Origin of the sequence: Kitasatospora sp. NPDC057512 (genome assembly GCF_042802135.1) — a bacterium.
GTDB lineage: Bacteria > Actinomycetota > Actinomycetes > Streptomycetales > Streptomycetaceae > Kitasatospora.
Window position 1 is genome coordinate 1 of sequence record NZ_JBHVET010001202.1, and the last position, 1,460, is coordinate 1,460.

Annotated in this window: 1 protein-coding gene; it reads left to right on the plus strand. The window is 68.6% G+C overall.

What is annotated here, in order from left to right; all coding sequences use genetic code 11:
* Nucleotides 1–296 precede the first annotated feature (296 nt).
* Nucleotides 297–1,439, plus strand: coding sequence for an alpha/beta hydrolase (locus tag ACFU6K_RS38915; RefSeq protein ID WP_380671385.1), 1,143 nt, complete (start codon nucleotides 297–299; stop codon nucleotides 1,437–1,439).
* The last annotated feature ends 21 nt before the right edge of the window (nucleotides 1,440–1,460 follow it).

Sequence of the window (1,460 nt, forward strand, 5' to 3'; positions counted from 1 at the left end):
CAGCCCACCCGCCCCGGCCGGCTGCCCGGCTGCCAGGAGTGAGGGTCGACCGTCGACGGATGACAGCCGACAGCTGACAGATTTCAGCTGACAGATGTCAGATGACAACTTTCGAAATCTGTTATCTGAACGTTGTCATCTGTCCGCCCCGCTCCCCGTCACCTCCCAGCCGCGGTCAGCTTCCTCCCAGCTGGCGTTAGGGTTGGTCCTCGCGCCCCGGCGGGGGAACCGGGGTGACCTCCTCGGATGTCCCCAGCGGAGGGGACTGGAGTTCGAGGCGTGGGAGCAAGCGGGACATGGGTCTGACGAGCCACAAGGTGCTGGCGCTGACCGCACTGATCGCGGTCGTGATGATGGTCGGCACGGTCTGGTTGTGGCCCAGACTCGCGAAGAAGACCTGGCAGTCGGTGCTCGGCCGGATCGGCGCGCTGCTCGCCACCCAGCTCGCGGTGCTCGCCGCACTCGGCCTGGTCGCGAACAACTACTTCGCGTTCTACAGCAGTTGGGACGACCTGCTGGGCACCGGCGACACCGGCCCGGTGGTCATCCACAACAAGGCGGACGCCTCCGGCCGGCTGATGGTGGAGACGATGGGCCAGGCCGCGGTCAAGGGCGGCGGCGCGATGGGCCGCGAGCCCGCCCAGTCCGGCGAGATCCGCAAGGTCCGGATAGACGGCGCGGCCAGCCGGCTGTCCACCGAGGGCTACGTCTACCTGCCCCCGCAGTACTTCCAGCCGGAGTACGCCCAGAAGCAGTTCCCGGCCGTGATCGTCAGCACCGGATTCCCAGGAATCGCCGAGAACCTGATCACCCGCTTCAACTACCCGGGCGCCGCGCTCAAGCTGCTGCAGGAGGGGCGGATGCAGCCGACCGTCATGGTCCTGGTGCGTCCCTCGCCCGCGCTGCCCCAGGACACCGAGTGCGAGGACGTCCCGAACGGCCCGCAGTCCGACACCTACTTCACCAAGGACGTGCCCTCGGCGATCCAGGCCAGCTACCGGGTCTCCACCGACCCGCAGGCCTGGGCCTTCATGGGCAACTCGACCGGCGGCTACTGCGCGCTCAAGCTGGCCATGCGCCACCCGGACGTCTTCCCGACCGCCGTCGCCCTCTCCGCCTACTACGACGCCGCCGACGACCCGACCACGGGCGACCTCTTCGGCGGCAGCAAGCAGCGCCGCGACGAGGCCAACCTGCTGTGGCGGCTGAAGAACCTGCCGCAGCCGAAGGCGTCCGTGCTGCTGGCCGGCACGAAGAAGGGCGACGGCGACTACCGGCAGCAGACCGAGGCCTTCGTCGACGCGGTGCAGAGCCCGATGAAGGTCTCGTACAGCATGCTGGAGAACGGCGGCCACAACTTCGAGACCTGGAGCGCCCTGCTGCCCTCCTCGCTGGAGTGGCTGTCCCAGCACCTCAAGGTGCCGAACCAGTCCGCATGAGCCTGACCGGCCGGGCCGGAC